At 62.4% G+C, this 19,196-nt stretch carries 21 protein-coding genes; 14 read left to right on the forward strand and 7 right to left on the reverse strand.

The features are described 5' to 3' along the window. Positions 1 to 6: 6 nt before the first annotated feature. Positions 7 to 588, forward strand: coding sequence for an acyl carrier protein phosphodiesterase (locus tag AB7M33_RS13885; protein ID WP_454242986.1), 582 nt, complete (start codon positions 7 to 9; stop codon positions 586 to 588). A gap of 162 nt (positions 589 to 750) precedes the next feature. Here AB7M33_RS13885 and AB7M33_RS13890 read toward each other — a convergent pair whose 3' ends face one another. Further along, entirely contained in the window at positions 751 to 1,539 is a 789-nt protein-coding gene (locus AB7M33_RS13890; protein WP_454242987.1) for a lysophospholipid acyltransferase family protein, read from the reverse strand. Further along, positions 1,539 to 2,294, reverse strand: coding sequence for an L-ornithine N(alpha)-acyltransferase (gene olsB / locus AB7M33_RS13895; protein ID WP_027594060.1), 756 nt, complete (start codon positions 2,292 to 2,294; stop codon positions 1,539 to 1,541). The genes AB7M33_RS13890 and olsB overlap by 1 nt, the downstream gene beginning before the upstream one ends. A gap of 149 nt (positions 2,295 to 2,443) precedes the next feature. On the opposite strand from olsB, the gene AB7M33_RS13900 reads away from it, so the two are divergent. The 6 genes from AB7M33_RS13900 to AB7M33_RS13925 all read left to right on the forward strand — a co-directional run bounded on the left by AB7M33_RS13900 (position 2,444) and on the right by AB7M33_RS13925 (position 7,174). Next, a complete protein-coding gene (locus AB7M33_RS13900) occupies positions 2,444 to 3,331 on the forward strand; it encodes an acyl-CoA dehydrogenase (RefSeq protein ID WP_454242988.1) in 888 nt (295 codons plus the stop codon). Positions 3,332 to 3,402: 71 nt separating this feature from the next. Next, complete coding sequence (locus tag AB7M33_RS13905; RefSeq protein WP_274888803.1) at positions 3,403 to 4,455, forward strand: serine hydrolase domain-containing protein; 1,053 nt, start codon at positions 3,403 to 3,405, stop codon at positions 4,453 to 4,455. After that, positions 4,452 to 4,760, forward strand: coding sequence for an amidase (locus AB7M33_RS13910; protein WP_265968453.1), 309 nt, complete (start codon positions 4,452 to 4,454; stop codon positions 4,758 to 4,760). The genes AB7M33_RS13905 and AB7M33_RS13910 overlap by 4 nt, the downstream gene beginning before the upstream one ends. 43 nt (positions 4,761 to 4,803) lie before the next feature. Beyond that, the gene (locus tag AB7M33_RS13915) at positions 4,804 to 5,385 is read left to right on the forward strand and encodes a YceI family protein (RefSeq protein WP_099430342.1); all 582 of its coding nucleotides are present in this window, start codon (positions 4,804 to 4,806) and stop codon (positions 5,383 to 5,385) included. A gap of 1 nt (position 5,386) precedes the next feature. Beyond that, positions 5,387 to 6,544 carry a phospholipase D-like domain-containing protein gene (locus AB7M33_RS13920; RefSeq protein ID WP_027594065.1) on the forward strand — a complete coding sequence of 386 codons (1,158 nt, stop codon included), beginning with the start codon at positions 5,387 to 5,389 and terminating at the stop codon, positions 6,542 to 6,544. A 48-nt stretch (positions 6,545 to 6,592) separates the two neighbouring features. Next, positions 6,593 to 7,174, forward strand: a complete 582-nt coding sequence (locus AB7M33_RS13925) for a DJ-1/PfpI family protein (protein WP_177408603.1) — start codon at positions 6,593 to 6,595, stop codon at positions 7,172 to 7,174. 124 nt (positions 7,175 to 7,298) lie between these two features. On the opposite strand, the gene AB7M33_RS13930 is transcribed toward AB7M33_RS13925, so the two are convergent. Further along, the gene (locus AB7M33_RS13930; RefSeq protein ID WP_027594067.1) at positions 7,299 to 7,697 is read right to left on the reverse strand and encodes a nuclear transport factor 2 family protein; all 399 of its coding nucleotides are present in this window, start codon (positions 7,695 to 7,697) and stop codon (positions 7,299 to 7,301) included. Between the two features lie 115 nt (positions 7,698 to 7,812). Between AB7M33_RS13930 and AB7M33_RS13935 the strand changes: the two genes are divergently transcribed. Continuing rightward, complete coding sequence (locus AB7M33_RS13935) at positions 7,813 to 8,403, forward strand: GNAT family N-acetyltransferase (RefSeq protein ID WP_027594068.1); 591 nt, start codon at positions 7,813 to 7,815, stop codon at positions 8,401 to 8,403. After that, positions 8,400 to 9,272, forward strand: coding sequence for a carbon-nitrogen hydrolase family protein (locus tag AB7M33_RS13940; RefSeq protein ID WP_454242989.1), 873 nt, complete (start codon positions 8,400 to 8,402; stop codon positions 9,270 to 9,272). Before AB7M33_RS13935 ends, AB7M33_RS13940 begins: the two co-directional genes overlap by 4 nt. A gap of 50 nt (positions 9,273 to 9,322) precedes the next feature. Here the strand turns inward: AB7M33_RS13940 and AB7M33_RS13945 are convergent, their stop codons facing one another. After that, positions 9,323 to 10,846 (reverse strand): fumarate hydratase, encoded by a 1,524-nt coding sequence (locus AB7M33_RS13945; RefSeq protein ID WP_027594070.1) that lies wholly within the window; start codon positions 10,844 to 10,846, stop codon positions 9,323 to 9,325. 249 nt (positions 10,847 to 11,095) lie between these two features. On the opposite strand from AB7M33_RS13945, the gene AB7M33_RS13950 reads away from it, so the two are divergent. Beyond that, positions 11,096 to 12,016, forward strand: coding sequence for an iron-sulfur-binding ferredoxin reductase (locus tag AB7M33_RS13950; RefSeq protein ID WP_454242990.1), 921 nt, complete (start codon positions 11,096 to 11,098; stop codon positions 12,014 to 12,016). Between the two features lie 73 nt (positions 12,017 to 12,089). On the opposite strand, the gene AB7M33_RS13955 is transcribed toward AB7M33_RS13950, so the two are convergent. Beyond that, the gene (locus AB7M33_RS13955; RefSeq protein ID WP_454242991.1) at positions 12,090 to 13,319 is read right to left on the reverse strand and encodes a hypothetical protein; all 1,230 of its coding nucleotides are present in this window, start codon (positions 13,317 to 13,319) and stop codon (positions 12,090 to 12,092) included. A gap of 161 nt (positions 13,320 to 13,480) precedes the next feature. Continuing rightward, positions 13,481 to 14,932 (reverse strand): pyruvate kinase, encoded by a 1,452-nt coding sequence (gene pyk / locus AB7M33_RS13960; RefSeq protein ID WP_027594073.1) that lies wholly within the window; start codon positions 14,930 to 14,932, stop codon positions 13,481 to 13,483. A gap of 180 nt (positions 14,933 to 15,112) precedes the next feature. On the opposite strand from pyk, the gene AB7M33_RS13965 reads away from it, so the two are divergent. The 3 genes from AB7M33_RS13965 to sbcB all read left to right on the forward strand — a co-directional run bounded on the left by AB7M33_RS13965 (position 15,113) and on the right by sbcB (position 17,464). Further along, positions 15,113 to 15,499, forward strand: coding sequence for a tetratricopeptide repeat protein (locus AB7M33_RS13965; protein WP_099430337.1), 387 nt, complete (start codon positions 15,113 to 15,115; stop codon positions 15,497 to 15,499). Between the two features lie 123 nt (positions 15,500 to 15,622). Next, complete coding sequence (locus AB7M33_RS13970; protein WP_454244221.1) at positions 15,623 to 15,991, forward strand: PilZ domain-containing protein; 369 nt, start codon at positions 15,623 to 15,625, stop codon at positions 15,989 to 15,991. Positions 15,992 to 16,027: 36 nt separating this feature from the next. Then, complete coding sequence (gene sbcB, locus AB7M33_RS13975) at positions 16,028 to 17,464, forward strand: exodeoxyribonuclease I (protein ID WP_027594076.1); 1,437 nt, start codon at positions 16,028 to 16,030, stop codon at positions 17,462 to 17,464. 74 nt (positions 17,465 to 17,538) lie between these two features. On the opposite strand, the gene mvaT is transcribed toward sbcB, so the two are convergent. Further along, on the reverse strand, positions 17,539 to 17,916 hold the full coding sequence (gene mvaT, locus AB7M33_RS13980) for a histone-like nucleoid-structuring protein MvaT (protein WP_027594077.1): 378 nt from the start codon (positions 17,914 to 17,916) through the stop codon (positions 17,539 to 17,541). A 283-nt stretch (positions 17,917 to 18,199) separates the two neighbouring features. Here mvaT and purU point away from each other — a divergent pair, with 283 nt between their 5' ends. Beyond that, positions 18,200 to 19,051 (forward strand): formyltetrahydrofolate deformylase, encoded by an 852-nt coding sequence (purU, locus tag AB7M33_RS13985; RefSeq protein ID WP_027594078.1) that lies wholly within the window; start codon positions 18,200 to 18,202, stop codon positions 19,049 to 19,051. The last annotated feature ends 145 nt before the right edge of the window (positions 19,052 to 19,196 follow it).

Consider the following 19,196-nt stretch of genomic DNA (forward strand, 5'->3'; position numbering starts at 1 on the left):
GACGCCATGAACTATCTCGCACACTTGCACCTCGGCGGCCCCGCGCCGCAGCAACTGCTCGGCAGCCTGTATGGCGATTTCGTCAAGGGCTCGCTGGAAGGGCGCTTTCCTCCGGCGCTGGAAGCCGCTATCCGGCTGCACCGGCATATCGACAGCTACACCGACCGTCATCCGCTGGTGCTGGCCGCGCTGGAGCGGTTCCCTGTGCAGCGGCGGCGGTTTGCCGGCATTGTCCTGGATGTGTTTTTCGATCATTGCCTGGCGCGGCATTGGGCTGACTATGCCCAGCAGCCGTTGGCGCAGTTCACCTGTGATTTCTATCGGGTGTTGCTGGCGGAGCCTGAGTTGCCCGGGCGCCTGGCGCGCATTGCACCGTTCATGGCGGCCGATGACTGGCTGGGGGCGTATGGCGATTTTGCGACGCTGGAGCAAGTGTTCAACGGCATTGCGCGGCGGTTGTCGCGGCCGGAGGGGATGGCTGGCGTGATGCCTGAGTTGGAGCGGTTGTATGAGCCGCTGATGGCGGACTTTCGCGAGTTTTATCCGCAGTTGCAGGCGTTTGCGGCGGCCGAGCGGGTGTCTGGTTAATCTTGTGCTGCCTGCTCTGGCCTCTTCGCGGGCAAGTCGGACCGCCGCACCGCCGCTCCCACAGGTACCGCACAGATTTTGAGCACTGTGCAGTACCTGTGGGAGCGGCGGTGCGGCGGTCCGACTTGCCCGCGAAGAGGCCAGAGCAGGCAGAACCAAAGCTCAGGCAGCGCGAGCCTGCCGCCGTGGCACCACTGTTGCCTCTTCAACCCCAAACAGCGCCCCATGAATGGCCTGTTGCGCCTGCAATGCCAGCACCGCACGCTCCTTGCCAACACTGGCAATCGGCTGCAGCAGATGAATGCACACCTCGCCACGCGGCTGGGCAAACAGCCGCATCAGGTGCGACACCAAATCATCATCGCCAATGAACGGCGCAATCGGGTCAGCCTCGCCATTGCGCAGATACTGGATGGCCACCGGCTGCACCGGCACCGCCTGGTCGATGGCACCTGCCAGCAAACGACCGTGGAACGTGCGCACGTGGCGCCCATCGGTGGTGGTGCCTTCGGGGAAGATCAACAGCGGCCGGGCGTCGCTCAGTTGCGCGCTGATCTGCTCCCGCAGCCGTTGGCTGTCGCCACCGCCGCGCCGGATGAACAGCGTGCCGGCCTTTTCTGCCAGCCACCCGGCCACAGGCCAGTGGCGCACCTCGGCTTTGGACAGGAACGACAGCGGAAGCAGCATGCCGAGCAGCGGGATGTCGGCCCAGGAGACGTGGTTGCTGACCCACAGCATCGGCTGTTTGGGCAGCTTGCCTAACACCCTGACCTCGAAGGGCAAGGCTGCGACCAGGCGTTTCATGAACCAGCAGCTCCAGCGTTGCCGGCGCTCGATCGAAGCCGTCAAGCCAACGCGTTCGCCAAGGGCGATCACGCTGGCCATCAGCAGACCGAGCAGCAGCACCAGCATCAGCCGTGTCAGGCGGGCGAGTACCCGCAGCTTCGGCATCAGACCGCCGCCTTGAAGTGGCGGGCGTAGCGTGGGCAGAGGTCGTCGCGCTTGAGCAGGATGAACACGTCGGCGACCTGGAAGTCCTCATCCCAGCAGGGTTCGCCGCAAATCTTCGCACCCAGGCGCATGTAGGCCTTGAGCAGCGGTGGCATTTCGGCGATGACATTGTTTGGCAGGGCCAGCTTCGGCAGCGGGTTTTTAGGCTCGGCGCGCAGGTGCTCGTTGCACAGGTAGCGTTCGCGCAGGCGCTGCATGACCGCATGGGCCTGCACGCCACCGTCCTGCATGGGGATGCTGGCGCACCCCATCAGGTAGCTGTAGCGCCCTTCGTTGAGCACTTCGGCCAACTCGCCCCAGAGCACGGCGATGGTGCCGCCGTTGCGGTATTCGGCGGCCACGCAGGTGCGGCCCAGTTCAAGAATCGGCCCTTGCAACTGCAACAGGCCGTGCAGGCTGAACTCTTCTTCGCTGTAGAAACGGCCAAGGCTGCTGGCAGCCTGGTGGTCGAGCAGCCGGGTGGTGGCGACCAGTTCGCCGGTGCTCAGGTCGCGCACGCCGATGTGGCGGCAGTGCGGGTCATAGTCATCCATGTCCAGACCGTGTTCGGCACCCTTGAGCTTGGCCTTGAATTCTGCGCTGAACACTTTGTAGCGCAAGGCCTGGGCTTCCTGCAGGGCCGTGGCGCCGACCAGGCGTTCAGCTTGCAGACGGCGTTCAGTGCTGTTGTCGCCGGTGTGAGCGATCCGAGTCATTACGAGTCTCCATAAGCCAGCCATGAAGGGTTGCGGCCGGTCGGCTTTGTTGTGCAAAGTCAGCCTAGGTAGACGGGGTGTCACCCCTGTGAATCTTTGGTGATGCTTGCGTGACACCCGCCCTCAACCCCCGCAAGGAGCTGCGTCCGATGGCCTGGCTACAACGACTCAACGACCCGCTGCGCCAACCTGTGGCCGGCACCCTGGGCGAAACCTACGCCGCGCTGCTTGAGCGCCTGGGCCAGGTCGCCCCGTTCGAACTGGCGGTGCTCGGCGGGCGCTCGATGGCCACGCCGGGCCTGGCCTTTCTCGTCGGTTACCAAGCCGCCTTGCGCGTGCTCTGGCCCAGCGCGCCGGCCAGCCTCGGCGCCCTGTGCGCCACCGAGCGGCGCAGCGTGCGACCGGCGGACATGCGTACGCGTGTCGACGGGTTGCGCCTGACCGGCAGCAAGGATTTCGTCACCGCCGGGCTTGAGGCGGAATGGTTGCTGGTGGCGGCGCGCAGTGAAGCGGCAGGCGAGGCACCACGCTTGAACCTGGCGGTGGTGTACCCGGGCGAACCGGGGGTGACGTTGGAGGCGTTGCCGACCTTGCCGCTGATGCCCGAAGTCGGCCATGGCCGGTTGCACCTGGAGCAGGCGGCGTGCGAATTGCTGGCCGGAGATGGTTGGGATGCCTACGTCAAACCGTTTCGTTCGCTCGAAGACTTGTACGTACTTACTGGTTTGACGGCCTGGCTGTATGGCGTCGGCCAGGAGTGTGCGTGGCCGCAGGCGTTGCGCTTGCGCCTGCTGAGCGTGTTGGCCGGGTGTGCGGAAGGCAGCCGTCAGTGTGCGGACAGTGTGGGTTGCCATTTGTTGCTGGCGGGGTTGTTTGCGCAGTTTCAGGCGCTGCGCGCTGATATTGATGAGGCGTTGCTAGCTGGGCCCAAGCAGTGGGCGCAATTGTGGCAGCGTGATCAAGGGGTGATGGCGCTGGCTGCAGCAGCGCGGGAGAAGCGCCTGGCCAAGGCCTGGGCGGCTGCAGGATTGTCATGAAAGGCCGGCAGACTTGGGTGAACATTTGAATGTTGGGGCTGCAACGCAGCCCCATATTATGTGAGCTCAAGATGGAAAAGGTTCTGCTGGCCCTGCTGTGGCTTGTCATGTCCTCGGCCCGCGCCGAACACTGGCCAGCCCCCGACTGGCAAACCGACACTGCCCCACTCGACTGGCAAGCCGTTGACGCCTACGCCTTCCCCGCTGACCGCAGCATCCACACCAACGCCCTGCTGATCATCCGCGACGGCCGCATTCTCTATGAACGCTACACCCACCCCACAACCGCCCATACCGCGCACCTCACCTGGTCCGTGAGCAAGAGCGTGCTGGCCACGGTGCTGGGTGTTGCCCAAGGCGAGGGCCGCTTCCAACTGCAGGACCCGGTCGCCCGCTTCTATCCACCCATGCAAACCCACCCGGACGTGCGCCTGGCCGACCTGCTGCACTGGGCCAGCGGCCTGGGCTGGCAGGAAGACTACGAGTACGCCCCGTTAAACTCCTCCGTGGTGGCCATGCTCTACACCCGCGGCCGTGGGGACATGGCGGCCTACACAGCGGCGCGGCCAGCGGCCCGCACACCAGGGCAGCATTTTTTGTATTCCAGCGGTGACAGCAACCTGCTGGCTGCAGCGTTACGCGGCATGCTCGATGCCGGGCAGTACCCCGACTACCCCTGGCAGGCGCTGTTCACGCCGCTGGGCATCCACAGCGCGGTGTGGGAGCGCGATGCTGCTGGTACCTATGTCGGCTCTTCGTACCTCTACCTCACTGCCCGGGACCTGGCGCGCATTGGCCTGTTGATGCAGCGCGAGGGGCGCTGGGGTGATCGGCAACTGCTGCCTGCAACCTGGGTGGCCTTCAATCGCACACCCTTTGCACAGGCCGAGCCAGTGCCGGGCGAAGCCAACCCGGGTGGCCACTGGTGGCTCAACGATGCGCAGGCCTGGCCGGATGCCCCCGCGGACACCTACGCCGCGCTGGGCCATTGGGGCCAGGCGCTGTACGTGTTGCCTAGGCAAAAACTGGTGATTGTCCGCTATGCCGATGACCGCGACGGCACCTACCAGCATGACCAACTGCTCAAGCGTGTGCTGGCGGCGCTGGCCGGGGAGGGCGCATGAGGCGGGCGCTGCGGGTGCTTGTGGCGCTGCTTGCCGTGTCGCTGGGCTGGAGCGCGTGGCAGGCGCGCCAGGCGCTGGCGGATTTCCCGAGCATTCTCTCGGCCTATTCGGCCAAGGAGTATTGCTCGTGCCGCTTCGTCATGGGGTTCGACCCGGCCTACTGCAACGCCTACGTGAAACAGTGGCTGCCGCTGAGCCTGCTTGAAGAAAGCAGCGAGCAACGGCGCGTTACCGCCGAAGGCCTGGGCCGGCGTAACCAGGCTGCCTGGCAGGGCGTGCGCGAGGGCTGCCGCTTGCTGCCATGATGGCGGGCGGGTAAGGTTGCGGTCTTGTTTCACGAGATCTGTCATGTTCAAGTTGCCCCGTCTCCTGCCCGCATTATTGCTGGCCCTATGCCTTCCTGCCCACGCCAACTGGCACCTCGATGGCGAGTCATCACGCCTGTCGTTCATTACCGGCAAAAACGGTGATACGGCCGAAGTTCATCGCTTTCTGGTGCTGCATGGCACGGTAGACCGCAAGGGTGCGGCTGGCCTGCGTATCGAAATGGATTCGGTCAGCAGTGGTATCCCGCTGCGCGACGAGCGCATGCGTGACGGCCTGTTCGAGGTCGAGCAGTTCGCCGAGGCCACGGTGAAGGCACAGCTGGACCTGCGGCCGATCAACGACCTGGCCAACGGTGCGCAGATCGAGCTGCGCCTGCCACTGACGGTAACGCTGCATGGCCAGTCCCACAGCTACAATGCCTTGCTGCTGGCCACACGGCTGGACGAGCGGCGCTTTCAGGTGGTGACCCTGGAGCCCTTGGTACTGCGCGCCGAGGATTTTGGCCTGGTGCCGGGGCTGGAGAGCTTGCGCAAGTTCGCTGGGCTCAAGTCCATCAACCCATCGGTACCGGTTAATGCGGTGCTGATCTTTACCGCCCGCTGACATGCCGGGGCCGGTCTTCCCCTGGCGGGATGGCAACCAGTTCGAACTGCTGATCGACGGCCCCGAGTTCTTTCCACGCATGCTCCAGGCGATCACGCGTGCCGAGTTCCAGGTCGACCTCGAACTGTATCTGGTCGAAGCGGGCGCGTGCGCCGATGCGGTGGTCGACGCGCTGGCACACGCTGCCCGGCGCGGTGTGCGGGTGCGCTGCCTGTTCGATGACTATGGTTCGCTGGCCTTCAACAGCGCCTTGCGCCAGCGGCTGCTTGAGGCCGGCGTGTACCTGCGCTGGTACAACCGCCTGCGCTGGAAGCGTGGCCTGCGTAACCTCTACCGCGATCACCGCAAGCTGCTGCTGGTGGACGAGCGCTGGGCGGCGGTGGGCGGCACGGGTGTCACCGATGAATTCTGGACGCCGGGCACCGCTACCAGCGAATGGCATGAGGTGATGGTGCAAATAGAAGGCCCTGTGGTCACCGACTGGCAACTGCTGTTCGACCGCCAATGGCACGCCAACAACCGCCGCACCGCCTGGCGGCCGGCTGAAGGCTTTGGCCTGCCACGCCTGCCCAAGGTGCCGGCACAAGGGCAGGGCATGGGCCGGGTAGCCTATGCCGACGCCCGTCAGCATCAGGACATCCTGCATGCGCTGGTGCGTGCGCTGAACAGCGGCAAGCAGCGGGTATGGCTGGCCACGCCGTATTTTCTGCCGACCTGGAGCGTGCGCCGCTCGTTGCGCCGCGCAGCCAGCAAGGGCCTGGACGTGCGCCTGTTGCTGACCGGGCCGCGTACCGACCACCCGTCGGTGCGCTATGCCGGGCATCGCTATTACCCACGTCTGTTGCGCGCCGGGGTGAAGATATTCGAGTACCAGCCGTGTTTCCTGCACCTGAAAATGGCCGTGGTGGACGACTGGGTCAGCGTCGGCTCGTGCAACTTTGACCACTGGAACCTGCGCTTCAACCTTGAGGCCAACATCGAGGCCCTTGACCCGCCGCTGACCGCTGCCGTGGTGGCCAGTTTCGAGCGTGATTTCGCCTTGAGCGAAGAAGTCGACCTCGCTCACTGGCATGCCCGGCCACTGTGGCGACGGGTGAAACAGCGGGTGTGGGGGTGGCTCGACCGGTTGGTGGTCAACGTACTCGACCGCCGTGACTAAGAGCGACTATCGTGCAGTGACTGTTCACAGGCAATGGAAGGAATGGATGTGATGACGGCGAAGAAGATTCTCATGCTGGTGGGTGATTACGTCGAAGATTACGAGGCGATGGTGCCGTTCCAGGCCCTGAGCATGGTGGGCCATACGGTACATGCCGTGTGCCCCGAGAAGCTCGCGGGCCAGACCGTGCGCACTGCCATCCATGACTTCGAGGGTGAACAGACTTACAGCGAGAAACCGGGGCATAATTTTGCCCTGAACTACGACTTTGTGCGCGTGCGTGCCGAAAGCTATGACGCCCTGCTGATCCCCGGTGGCCGTGCCCCTGAATACCTGCGCTTGGATGACAAAGTGCTGGACCTGGTCAGGGCGTTCAACGATGCGGGCAAGCCGATTGCCGCAGTGTGCCATGGGGCTCAGTTGTTGGCAGCGGCTGGCGTGTTGGAAGGGCGCGAGTGCAGTGCCTACCCGGCGTGTGCACCCGAGGTGCGCTTGGCGGGCGGCACGTTCATCGATATCGCGGTGGACCAGGCGCACGTAGATGGCAACCTGGTGACTGCGCCGGCATGGCCTGCGCACCCGGCCTGGCTGGCGGCATTTTTGAAGGTGCTGGGGACTCGCATTTCCTGAACCGGCCCATTCGCGGGCAAGCCCGCTCCCGCAGGGTAGCTGCTGCCCTTCAGTTCAGTAGAGCACCTGTGGGAGCGGGCTTGCCCGCGAAAGGGCCCGTACAGGAAGCACAGCTCGAACAGTTTTAGCCGACCTGCTCAACCCAGTCATTGAGGTTGTAGTAGTTGGTCACCCGGGCAATCTTGCCGCAGTGAATATAGAAGAACGCCCCCGCTGACAGCACATACGTCTGCCCATTGGCCGCAGGTAGCCCTTCGTCATCGGCGAGGTATTCGCCATGCACCGTGAACTCCGCCGCTGCCCGGCTGCCGTCGGCATTCTGCATCACCACGATATCGGCCAGGCGCTCACGGTAGCAGCGGTTCATCTTGTCCATGAACGCGGCAAACCTGGCCTTGCCCATCTGCCGCTCGCCCTGGTTGATGTCGTGGATCACGTCTTCGCTGAGCAGGGCGAGAAAGCCTGGCATGTCACCGGCATTGAAGGCTGCGTAGTATGCATTTACCAGTTCGGTAGCGGTCATGGAACAATACCTGTCGTGTAGGGAAAAGGCGGAGCGTGGGTTCGGATGATAGGGTTTCCCCTCAAGCCCGGCTTAGCCGAGCGCGTCATCCACATCGACAAAACGACCGCCAAGCATGGAAATACGCCTGTTGCACGGCGCCGCTATCGCGCCTTACATCGATGACCTCGCTCGCCTGCGCCTGACCGTGTTCCGCGAGTTTCCCTACCTTTACGACGGCACGCCGGAGTATGAGGCCGACTACCTGTCTACTTACGCCCGCTCTGGGCGCAGCCTGGTGGTGCTGGCGCTGGACGCCGGCCGGGTGGTGGGTGCCGCCACCGGCCTGCCGCTGGTGGACGTTGCCGCCGAGTTCCAGCAACCGTTCCTGGCCCAAGGGCGTGACCCTGCCAGCGTGTACTACTTCGGTGAATCGGTCGTGTTGCCGGAGTACCGGGGCCAAGGCCTGGGCGTGCGCTTCTTTATCGAACGCGAGTCCTATGCCCACAAGCTTGCCGAATTCGACTATTGCGCCTTCTGTGCCGTCGAGCGCCCAGGCGTGCACCCCCGGCGGCCGGCCGATTACAAGCCCTTGCAAGGGTTTTGGCGCAATCGAGGCTTTCTGCACGACCCCTCTTTGCGCACCACCTATGGCTGGCGCGACCTGGATGAGCAGGAAACATCCGAAAAGATCATGTCGTTCTGGCTCAAGGAACTGCCGATATGATCCGTCTGGCGGCCTGCCAGTACGCCATCGAGCTGCACAAGGCCTGGGATGCTTACGTCGACCATCTGCAGCGCTTGTGCGCCGAAGCCGTGCAAGACGGCGCCCAGTTGCTGCTGTTGCCGGAGTACGCGGGCCTGGTGCTCAGCGGGCTGCTACGCGAGGAGCAGCGGGGTGATCTGAAGGGTTCCATCGCCGGTATCCAGCCGTTGATCGAACCCTGGAAGGCCTTGTGTGAGCGCATCGCCCGGCGCTGGGGTATCTATCTGCAACCTGGCAGCCTGCCGGTGCAGGACGGCGATGGCCGCTATCGCAACCGCGCCTGGCTGTTTGGCCCCGACGGTGTGCTGGGTTATCAGGACAAACTGATCATGACCCGTTTCGAGCGCGAGCAATGGGATATCGCGCCGGGCGAGGGGCTGAAGGTATTCGAGACCAAGCTTGGCAAGCTGGGCATTCTGATCTGCTACGACAATGAGTTTCCGATGCTGGCCCGGCACTTGGCCGAAGCAGGCGCCGACCTGATTCTGGCCCCCAGTTGCACCGACACTGAGGCCGGTTACAACCGGGTGCGTATCGGCGCCCAGGCAAGGGCGCTGGAAAACCAGATTGCCGTGCTGCAGAGCCCGACGGTAGGGCTGGCGCCGTGGTCGCCAGCGCTGGATGAGAACATTGGGCGTGCGGGGTTGTTCGTACCGCCGGACCATGGGATGCCCGCGGATGGCGTGGTGGCGCTGAGTGATCAGCTCAACCCGGCCGGCAGCCAGTGGCTGATGTGTGAGATGGACCTTGAGGCCGTACGGCGGGTGAGGCAGGAGGGGCAGGTGTTTACCCGGCGCGACTGGCCAGAGCAGTTCGGGCGGATGCTGTAAATGAAAACGCCCGGCGGATGCCGGGCGTTTTCGATCAGGCCAGAGGTGAATTACTTCACTTCAACAGCCAGGCTTTCGGCAATCTTGCTCTGCCACAGCGCAGGGCCGGTGATGTGCACCGACTCACCGTTGCTGTCCACCGCGACGGTGACTGGCATGTCTTTCACGTCGAACTCGTAGATCGCTTCCATACCCAGCTCGGCGAAGGCCAGGACCTTCGACTTGCGGATCGCCTGGGCTACCAGGTAAGCGGCGCCGCCAACGGCCATCAGGTACACGGCCTTGTTGTCCTTGATCGCTTCGATGGCGGTCGGGCCACGCTCGGACTTGCCGATCATGCCCAGCAGGCCAGTTTGCTCGAGGATCTGGCGGGTGAACTTGTCCATGCGGGTAGCGGTGGTCGGGCCGGCTGGGCCAACCACTTCGTCACCGACCGGGTCGACTGGGCCGACGTAGTAGATGAAGCGGCCTTTGAGGTCCACTGGCAGTTCTTCGCCACGGTTGAGCATCTCGACCATGCGCTTGTGCGCAGCGTCGCGGCCGGTGAGCATCTTGCCGTTGAGCAGGATGGTCTCGCCTGGCTTCCAGCTGGCGACTTCTTCCGGGGTGATGTCGTCGAGGTTGACGCGGCGGGCGCTTGGGCCGGCTTCCCAGACGATTTCCGGGTAGGCGTCCAGCGACGGCGCTTCCAGCTCGGCTGGGCCGGAGCCATCGAGCACGAAGTGCGCGTGACGGGTGGCGGCGCAGTTCGGGATCATGCACACCGGCAGCGAGGCCGCGTGGGTCGGGTAGTCCATGATCTTGACGTCGAGCACAGTGGTCAGGCCGCCCAGGCCCTGGGCACCGATGCCCAGCTGGTTGACCTTCTCGAACAGCTCCAGGCGGATCTCTTCGATGCGGTTTTGCGGGCCGCGGGCTTTCAGCTCATGGATGTCGATGGACTCCATCAACACTTCCTTGGCCATGACCGCAGCTTTTTCGGCGGTACCGCCGATGCCGATGCCGAGCATGCCAGGTGGGCACCAGCCAGCGCCCATGGTCGGAACGGTCTTCAGCACCCAGTCGACGATCGAGTCGGACGGGTTGAGCATGGCCATCTTCGACTTGTTTTCCGAGCCGCCGCCTTTGGCTGCGACATCGACTTCGACCTTGTCGCCAGGGACGATCGAGTAGTGGATGACGGCCGGGGTGTTGTCCTTGGTGTTCTTGCGGGCACCGGCCGGGTCGGCCAGGATCGAGGCGCGCAGGACGTTCTCAGGCAGGTTGTAGGCGCGACGCACACCTTCGTTGATCATGTCGTCGACGCTCAGGGTGGCGCCGTCCCAGCGCACGTCCATACCGACGCGCACGAACACAGTAACGATACCGGTGTCCTGGCAGATCGGGCGGTGGCCGGTGGCGCACATGCGCGAGTTGATCAGGATCTGGGCGATGGAGTCGCGCGCGGCAGGCGACTCTTCACGCAGGTAGGCCTCGTGCATCGCCTGGATGAAATCGACGGGGTGGTAGTACGAGATGAATTGCAGGGCGTCGGCAACGCTCTGAATCAGGTCGTCTTGCTTGATCACGGTCATGCAGCGCGCTCCTCTTAAAGACGGGAACATTCGTAAAGGCCCTTCGACACTGCACACCTGTGTGTCGAAACGCCTGGCAAGGCGTCGGCAGGTCAGGCCGACGTAAAAAGGCGCGGCAGTATAGCGCGCCTCACCGTGCGAAACACCTGCGTGTGGTCTGGACCATGGTCGGCAGGGTGGCGGGCATCCTTTTTGCTGCCAATAGCGGCTTGCCTTAGAGTGACGATGTGTACCCGGAGAATGATGACCATGCCTGAACTCTGTGTGGGCGAGCGCCGCTGGACGGTGCCCACCGGCAGCAACCTGCTCGATGCCTTGAACGCGGCGGGCTTGAATGTGCCCTACAGCTGCCGCGCAGGCAGTTGCCACGCCTGCCTGGTGCATTGCCTGGACGGGCAACCGGCGGATGCCTTGCCCGAGGCCTTGGCGCTGGACAAGCACGCACAGGGCTGGCGCCTGGCGTGCCAGTGCCGGGTGGTGGATGACCTGCGCGTGGCGGTGTTCGACCCGCTGCTCGAAGGCATGCCCGCGACGGTATGTGCACTGGACTGGTTTGGCGATGTGTTGCGCTTGCGCCTGCGGCCCGAGCGGGCGCTGCGCTACCAGGCCGGCCAGCATCTGGTGCTGTGGAACGGTGCGGTCGCGCGGCCATATTCGTTGGCAAGCCTGCCGGGTGAGGATGATTTTCTCGAGTTTCATATCGACTGCCGGCGGCCAGGGGCGTTTTGTGACAGCGCTCGGGGCTTGCGGGTTGGTGATGAGCTGCGCCTGGGCGAGCTCAGGGGCGGGGCGTTGCACTACGACCCGGACTGGCAGGAGCGGCCGCTCTGGATGTTGGCGGCGGGTACCGGGCTTGCGCCATTGTGGGGCATCTTGCGTGAGGCTGTGCGGCAGGGGCATCGCGGCGAGATTCGGGTGCTGCATGTAGCGCGGGACAGTGCCGGGCATTACCTGGCTGAAGCGTTGCACGGCCGGGTAGGTGTGACCGTCGAGCTGGTGCTGGCGGAGCAGATGGAGGAAGCGCTGGCGGGGTTGCGGATGGTGTCACGACAGACGGTGGCACTCGTATGCGGGGCGCCCGCGAGTGTCGAGCGTTTCGCCCGGCGCCTGTTCATTGCTGGGGTGCCGAGAGGCCAGGTGTATGCGGATGCCTTTGTTGAACACGTTTGAACCTTGAACGAAGCACCTTGGTCAATCGCGGGCAGTTCGCGATTGACCGTTTGCCATGTGCCGGTGCTGATTGTCAGGGCGCTGTGAGGCAACGTAGCAGGAAACCTTTGCGGGTCCAGCCTTGCTCCTCTTCCTCATCGTCCTCGCCGGTAACCAATGTGCTGCCGTCTGGCTGCAGTTCGCTGCTTGAGACCATATCCATGCTCTTCCCTAGAGAAAACGACAGCCAGCCATTCTCCTGAAAACCACTGTCCGGTAGGCCGTCGGGCGAGAACCTGCCGACCAAAAGATCAGCTTGACTCCCGCTGGTGTCGCCTACGGTGATGATGGCCTGGTCGTGGAAGACGGCGACCGTTTTCCAGTAACCACGGGTACCCAGTGAGGTAGTGATGAAGCCCGACAACGGTTGGCCCTGATTATCGAAAGCGGCGATCACACTTTTTTGAGGTACTTCGCCGCCGGCACAGACAATGGCGTTAGAAGCGAGTTTGGCAATCGAGAAAAAGTTGGCATCAGAAGTCAGCTCGGCGAAGGCAAAGCCTTCGTTACCGAATGTCGAGTCATAGTCACCGCTACTGTGCAGCCGGATGACACAGGCTAAGTCGCGATCAGCAGTCATGACCGAACCGCCCAGCAGAATGAATTCACCGTCCAGAAGCATCGCGGTCGTGTAAGTAAGGTATCCCCTGGGCGGTGTAAGCTGCTTGTAACCGGTGCCGTTGAAGCTCGTATCCAAAGCGCCGTCGGCGTTGAACCGCATGATCGTGGAGTGGCTATTGTTGAACTGAAATGTGAGGTAAACCTTGTCGTTCGCCGCGAGTGTCTGCACCTGCGGTGGTCCCTCAGCGACTTCAATAACGCGGGGTGTGGATGAGACGTGTTTTTGCTCGTGCACCTCAAGGTCTGTGGGCGCTTTGATCAAAACATGGCCATCCTTGCCGAATGACTTGTCTAGAAAACCGCTGCTGCTGAATCGAGCCAGAGCGGGTTGTAGCCCATTATGCATTCCGATCATGAGGATTTTGCCGTCTGAGAGCAGGTGAACGCTGCTGCCAGCGGCGGATAACGGGGGGGCAAACTTGCCTTTGGTCAGCCCGTCTGTCTGACCAAATTGTTTATCGAGTTTGCCTTTGTTATCCACACGGAAAAGGACGTAATCGCCGTCCATACCCGTGCCAACGCAAATTCTGCCGTCCCCGTCTGGGATTGAAGACGCGATTCGCTGAATCGACCGGTGTGGGCGAGCGACGCCGTAGGTGCCGTAGTCAGGGTCCAGCACGTTCTGTTTGCGGGTTGTGCTCATCGCTTTTCACCTTTCGTGTTGAACAGTGTGAAGCCGTTGCGTCACTCAACGATCGCAGGCTGGGCGCCAAGACGAAACTGGCAAAAATGCTAGGTAGCGGACATGAAAAAGCCCCGTGAGTAGGGCTCACGGGGCTTCTTGACTACGGGCGTGTAAGGCAATCAGACCAGTGGATCACCGACATGCAGGATCTTCATGCCGTTGGTGCCACCGATGGTGTGGTAGCTGTCGCCCTTGGTCAGGATCACCCAGTCACCTTGTTGCACCAAACCACGCTTGAGCAGTTCGTCGACCGCCGCCTGGCTCACCTTGTCGGCCGGCAGCGAAGCCGGGTCGAAGGCGATCGGGTAGACACCGCGGAACATCGAGACGCGAGCCTGGGTAGCGCGGTGCGGCGACAGGGCGAAGATCGGCACGTGCGAACGCAGGCGCGACATGATCAGCGGGGTGTAGCCACTCTCGGTGAGGGCGATGATCGCCTTGACACCCGGGAAGTGGTTGGCGGTGTACATGGCCGCCAGGGCGATGCTTTCGTCGCAACGCTCGAAGGTGGTGTGCAGGCGGTGGCTGGACTTCTGGTTGGTCGGGTGCTTCTCGGCACCCTGGCAGATGCGCGCCATGGCCTGGACGGCTTCGATCGGGTAAGCGCCGGCGGCACTTTCGGCCGACAGCATCACCGCATCGGTGTTGTCCAGCACGGCGTTGGCCACGTCGGACACTTCGGCGCGGGTCGGCATCGGGTTCTGGATCATCGACTCCATCATCTGGGTCGCCACGATCACCGCTTTGTTGTTGCGGCGGGCGTGCTGGATGATCTTCTTCTGGATGCCGATCAGCTCGGCGTCGCCGATTTCCACGCCCAGGTCGCCACGGGCAACCATGACGGCGTCGGAGGCGGCGATCAGCTTGTCGAGGGTTTCGTCGTCGGCAACGGCTTCGGCACGCTCGATCTTGGCCACCAGCCAGGCGCTGCCGCCGGCCTCGTCACGCAGCTTGCGGGCGTATTCCATGTCGCTGGCGTCACGTGGGAACGATACGGCCAGGTAGTCCAGGTCCATTTCCGCGGCCAGCTTGATGTCGGCCTTGTCTTTTTCGGTCAGGGCCGGTGCGGTCAGGCCGCCACCTTTGCGGTTGATGCCTTTGTGGTCCGACAGCGGGCCACCGATGATCACTACGCAGTGCAGTGCATCAGCAGTGGCGGTCTCGACGCGCATGACCACACGGCCGTCGTCGAGCAGCAGTTCGTCACCGACGCCGCAGTCCTTGACCAGGTCGGGATAGTCGATACCGACGATGTCCTGGTTGCCTTCGGTCAGCGGGTGGGCGGTGGAGAAGGTGAACTTGTCACCGATCTTCAGTTCGATGCGCTTGTTGCTGAACTTGGCGATGCGGATCTTCGGACCTTGCAGGTCGCCCAGCAATGCGACGTGGCGGCCGTTCTTGGCCGCGATTTCACGGATCAGGCGAGCGCGCGCCTTGTGCTCGTCCGGCGTGCCGTGGGAGAAGTTCAGACGTGCCACGTCCAGGCCGGCAAGGATCAGTTGTTCGATCACTTCCGGCGAGTTGCTGGCGGGGCCAAGGGTGGCGACGATTTTGGTACGGCGGATGGTCATGCACAGACTCCTATAGTGAAGCGCAGCGAAAGGCTACTCCTGAATCTCGCTGTAGTCATTGTTCCGTTGCACTACCTGCGACCAAGGCAGGGTAGCGTTTGAACGGTCAGGGCATCCTTGCAAAAGGGTGTGAAGATTTATGGGCAAAGGCCGATACACTGGCATCAAAGGAGACCCCTCATGCGAGCCCTGATCGTTTTAGCCTTGGCGGCCAGCGCCGTCGGCTGCACCCGCTGGTCGATGGACCACCACTTGAACAATGCCTACCGTGCCTACGACCGCGGTGATTGCCAGCGGGTGATGCTGGAGCTTTCGCAGGTCGACCGCACCAGCCGCGCGCGACCGTTCGTCCACCCCGAGGTGTCGCTGCTGCGTGGCCAGTGCCTGGAACGCCAGAAATTGTTCGTGGACGCTGCACAGACCTACGAGTACATGATCCATGCCTACCCGGGCAACGAATACGCGTACCGCGCCCAGGCCCGGCTGCAGACCCTCGAGAAGCTTGGCCATTACCGTGGCGCCGAGGCTGCCGTGGCCAACCCGGTGCAGACCACCCCTTGGCGTTAACACCAAGGTGTGATTTATTTCACGGGATTAACCGCGCGCGCTGCGCTAATCTGTAACTCAGTTGTTACAACAACCGCCAGTACCGCGCATTCCTGGCACCGGGTACGGACTGCACTTGTGATCATCTTCAACAAGCGGCATATCGAACGCCATCAGTTGCCCTGCGTTCTCAAGGTCTTCAACCGTTTTACCGATCAGCCGATCGGCCAGCTGGGTAATGCCTCAGAAGACGGGTTGATGCTCATCAGCCAACTGCCGGTGCTGGTCGGGCCGGATTACGAGCTGCAACTGCGTTTGCCGCTGGCCGGTGGCGGGCATCAGTTCATCAACCTCACCGCCAGTTGCCTGTGGTGCCGCGAAGACCAGACGCCCGGCCATTACGACTCCGGCTTCATGTTGCTGCAGGCGCCCCGCGAGTACGACGAGTTCGTTCGCTCTCTGCACGACTATTTCAGTTTCCGCCCCGCCAACGCTTCCGCTAGAGCCGAGTAGGCTAGAATCGGGTCGACCTCGATACAGGACGACCCCGTGAGCTCCAGCATTTTCTGGCACGACTACGAAACCACTGGCATCAACCCGCGCTGCGACCGGCCGCTGCAGGTGGCCGGTGTGCGCACCGACTTCGACCTCAACGAAATCGAAGAACCGATCAGCCTCTATTGCCGCCCCTCGGACGACATCCTGCCGCACCCGGCTGCTTGCCTGGTCACCGGCATCACCCCGCAACAGTTGGAAACCCAAGGGCTGTGCGAAGCCGAATTCATGACCCGGGTGCACGCGCAACTGGCGCGCCCAGGCACCTGTGGCGCCGGCTACAACACCCTGCGCTTTGACGATGAAGTGACGCGCTACAGTCTTTACCGCAACTTTTTCGACCCTTATGCCCGTGAGTGGCAGGGCGGCAACAGCCGCTGGGACCTGATCGACATCGTGCGCACGGCCTACGCCTTGCGCCCTGAAGGCATCGAGTGGCCGCAGCAGGATGGCCGTACCAGCCTACGTCTGGAGCTGCTCAGCAAAGCCAATGGCATCGACCATGGCCACGCCCACGAGGCACTTTCCGACGTGCGGGCCACGATTGCCCTGGCGCGCTTGATCCGGCAGAAACAGCCGAAATTGTATGAGTGGCTGTTTCAGCTACGCAGTAAACAAAAAGTGATGGAACAGGTCCGTTTGTTGCAGCCGCTGGTACATATTTCGGGGCGTTTTTCGGCGGCCCGTAATTACCTGGGTGTGGTCCTGCCGCTGGCGTGGCACCCGCGCAATCGCAATGCCCTGATTGTCTGCGACCTGCATCAGGAAACCCTACCGTTATTGCGGGAAAGTCCTGAAGTTCTTCGTCAGCGCTTGTATACCCGCCACGAAGAATTGGCCGAGGGCGAATTACCCGTTCCGCTTAAATTGGTGCAGATCAATCGTTGCCCAGTGCTGGCGCCACTCTCGGTATTGCGCCCGGCCGATCAACAACGGTTGGGCATCGACTTGACGTTGTTACAATCGCGTGGCGAACAGCTGGCCAATCAACAAGCACACTGGCAAGACAAGCTGGAACACATCTACGGCAAGGATGATTTCACGCCGAGTGAAGATCCTGAACAACAGTTGTATGACGGTTTTCTGGGCGACCGTGATCGGCGTTTGTGTGAGCAAGTTCGCACGCTGGAACCCGCGCAATTGGGCCAGGGGCACTGGATGTTCGATGACCCGCGCATGCCTGAACTGTTGTTCCGTTATCGGGCTCGCAACTTCCCTGAGACCTTGAACAGTGAAGAGCGTCAGCGTTGGTATGGCTTCTGTCAGCAACGCCTGAGCGACCCGCAGTGGGGCGCGCCGAATACCCTGGGTGATTTCGAGCAGGCGCGGCAGCGTGCCTGGGAAGGCGCCGACGAGGCGGGCCGGCGGGTACTGGATGCGTGGCAGGAACACGCCCGAAAACTGCAGGCACAATTTGCAATTGCGCAGTGAATGGAAAAACAAAAACGCCGGCATTGAGCCGGCGTTTTTTTTGTTGCGCTAAGCAACGTTGAGCGTGCGGACAATCAGTCCAGCAGGGTCGCCCAGCTTTCAACCACGTCACCACCCCACTTGGCTTTCCATTCTTTCAGGGTTTTGTGGTTGCCGCCTTTGGTTTCGATCACTTCACCATTGTGCGGGTTCTTGTATTGCTTGACCTTGCGCGCACGCTTAGTGGCGGTAGGCTTGACCGCGCCGCGAGGCGCTTTGCTCAGTTTCGACTCTGGGTCGAGCAGGGCAATCACATCACGCAGCGACTTGGAGTACTCGCCCATCAGCGTGCGCAGTTTGCCTTCGAACTCCAGCTCTTGCTTCAGCTTGTCGTCTTGCGACAGGTTGGCCAGGCGGGCTTGAAGTTCCTTGATGGCTTCTTCGGTGGCGCGGTACTCGTTAATCAGGGACATGGAGAGTTCCTTTAATGCGTGTTCAGAAATGTGTGGGCCAATAATAGACAGGCGATACTCGCAAGTAAACATACAAATGGGCCATTAACTGTTAATTAAGCTGTGACAACATTTCTCTGCGTGAACAAAAATTTACATTAGCCCTGCGTTTTGTCATGCCGCTGAACAGGGCCACGTCTTGTGTGCCTGGCGGTGTGCACAACGCACGCGGTGCGATCCATACTGCGTTTTTCCTGGCGGGCCGCTAGAATGAGCGCCTTTGCGAAGTTCTGGAGTCTCATTCATGCGCACCTATCGTCTGGTGATCGCCTGCCCCGACCGTGTTGGCATCGTGGCGAAAGTCAGTAATTTCCTGGCCTTGTACAATGGCTGGATCAACGAAGCCAGCCACCACTCCGATGAACAGAGTGGTTGGTTCTTCATGCGTCATGAAATCCGTGCCGAATCCCTGCCATTCGGTATCGAGGCATTCCGCGAGGCGTTCGCGCCCATCGCCGAAGAGTTCTCCATGACCTGGCGTGTGACCGACTCGGCGCAAAAGAAGCGCGTGGTGTTGATGGCCAGCCGCGAATCCCACTGCCTGGCCGACCTGCTGCACCGCTGGCACACCGATGAGCTGGATTGCGATATCCCCTGCGTTATCTCCAACCACAACGACCTGCGCAGCATGGTCGAGTGGCACGGCATTCCGTTCTTCCATGTACCGGTCGACCCCAAGGACAAGGCGCCAGCCTTCGCCGAAGTGTCGCGCCTGGTCCAGGAGCACGCGGCCGACGTGGTCGTGCTGGCTCGCTACATGCAAATCCTGCCGCCGCAGCTGTGCCAGGACTACGCTGAAAAAGTGATCAACATCCACCACAGCTTCCTGCCGTCGTTCGTCGGCGCCAAGCCTTACCATCAAGCGGCCCTGCGCGGCGTGAAGCTGATCGGTGCGACGTGCCACTACGTGACCGAAGAGCTGGATGCCGGCCCGATCATCGAGCAGGACGTGGTACGTGTCAGCCATGCCGACAGTATCGAAGACATGGTCCGCTTCGGCCGTGATGTCGAGAAGATGGTGCTGGCCCGCGGCCTGCGTTATCACTTGGAAGACCGCGTGCTGGTGCACGGCAACAAGACCGTGGTGTTCGACTGATACCGAGCCGGTCTGCTTCGCAGCCCATCGCTGGCAAGCCAGCTCTCACCCGAACTGTGTAGCCTCCAAGGCTAGCGCCGCACCTGTGGGAGCCGGCTTGCCGGCGATGGGGCGCAAAGCGCCCCCTCAATCGCGAGGAAACGCT

This window comes from Pseudomonas sp. Y3 TE3536, from assembly GCF_053629175.1.

Coding starts and splice junctions, on each gene's coding strand:
- AB7M33_RS13885 (WP_454242986.1), top strand. CDS start 7: ATGAACTATCTCGCACACTTGCACCTCGGCGGCCCCGCGCCGCAGCAA.
- AB7M33_RS13890 (WP_454242987.1), bottom strand. CDS start 1,539: ATGCCGAAGCTGCGGGTACTCGCCCGCCTGACACGGCTGATGCTGGTG.
- olsB (WP_027594060.1), bottom strand. CDS start 2,294: ATGACTCGGATCGCTCACACCGGCGACAACAGCACTGAACGCCGTCTG.
- AB7M33_RS13900 (WP_454242988.1), top strand. CDS start 2,444: ATGGCCTGGCTACAACGACTCAACGACCCGCTGCGCCAACCTGTGGCC.
- AB7M33_RS13905 (WP_274888803.1), top strand. CDS start 3,403: ATGGAAAAGGTTCTGCTGGCCCTGCTGTGGCTTGTCATGTCCTCGGCC.
- AB7M33_RS13910 (WP_265968453.1), top strand. CDS start 4,452: ATGAGGCGGGCGCTGCGGGTGCTTGTGGCGCTGCTTGCCGTGTCGCTG.
- AB7M33_RS13915 (WP_099430342.1), top strand. CDS start 4,804: ATGTTCAAGTTGCCCCGTCTCCTGCCCGCATTATTGCTGGCCCTATGC.
- AB7M33_RS13920 (WP_027594065.1), top strand. CDS start 5,387: ATGCCGGGGCCGGTCTTCCCCTGGCGGGATGGCAACCAGTTCGAACTG.
- AB7M33_RS13930 (WP_027594067.1), bottom strand. CDS start 7,697: ATGACCGCTACCGAACTGGTAAATGCATACTACGCAGCCTTCAATGCC.
- AB7M33_RS13935 (WP_027594068.1), top strand. CDS start 7,813: ATGGAAATACGCCTGTTGCACGGCGCCGCTATCGCGCCTTACATCGAT.
- AB7M33_RS13940 (WP_454242989.1), top strand. CDS start 8,400: ATGATCCGTCTGGCGGCCTGCCAGTACGCCATCGAGCTGCACAAGGCC.
- AB7M33_RS13945 (WP_027594070.1), bottom strand. CDS start 10,846: ATGACCGTGATCAAGCAAGACGACCTGATTCAGAGCGTTGCCGACGCC.
- AB7M33_RS13950 (WP_454242990.1), top strand. CDS start 11,096: ATGCCTGAACTCTGTGTGGGCGAGCGCCGCTGGACGGTGCCCACCGGC.
- AB7M33_RS13955 (WP_454242991.1), bottom strand. CDS start 13,319: ATGAGCACAACCCGCAAACAGAACGTGCTGGACCCTGACTACGGCACC.
- pyk (WP_027594073.1), bottom strand. CDS start 14,932: ATGACCATCCGCCGTACCAAAATCGTCGCCACCCTTGGCCCCGCCAGC.
- AB7M33_RS13965 (WP_099430337.1), top strand. CDS start 15,113: ATGCGAGCCCTGATCGTTTTAGCCTTGGCGGCCAGCGCCGTCGGCTGC.
- mvaT (WP_027594077.1), bottom strand. CDS start 17,916: ATGTCCCTGATTAACGAGTACCGCGCCACCGAAGAAGCCATCAAGGAA.
- purU (WP_027594078.1), top strand. CDS start 18,200: ATGCGCACCTATCGTCTGGTGATCGCCTGCCCCGACCGTGTTGGCATC.